We start from the raw sequence: 226 nt of genomic DNA, 5'->3' as shown, positions 1-226 counted from the left end.
GCCTGGCGAAATGGCTGCTAGCTGTCGGTATGTTCCTGCCGTATTTCAGCGCACAGGCTACACAGGATGCCGAGGTGTTGTACAACCGCACGTGTGCGGCTTGCCACACCGGGCAATTGCCCCAGGCACCCAGGCAGGGTGACCGGGCAGCCTGGGAGCCAAGGCTGGCGCAAGGTATGGATGTACTCGTCCGGCATGTGACCCAGGGTTTCAAGGCTATGCCGCC

General features: G+C 62.4%; 1 protein-coding gene. It reads left to right on the top strand.

Annotated features, from left to right (window positions below):
* Window positions 1–29: 29 nt before the first annotated feature.
* Window positions 30–226: c-type cytochrome (locus tag RRF55_RS28485; protein ID WP_439419369.1), on the top strand; the 197-nt coding region annotated here is incomplete at its 3' end.

It is taken from the genome of Klebsiella sp. K47 (genome assembly GCF_051858335.1).
GTDB classification, from domain to species: domain Bacteria; phylum Pseudomonadota; class Gammaproteobacteria; order Enterobacterales; family Enterobacteriaceae; genus Klebsiella; species Klebsiella pneumoniae.
This window is presented reverse-complemented; position numbering and strand designations above follow the sequence as displayed.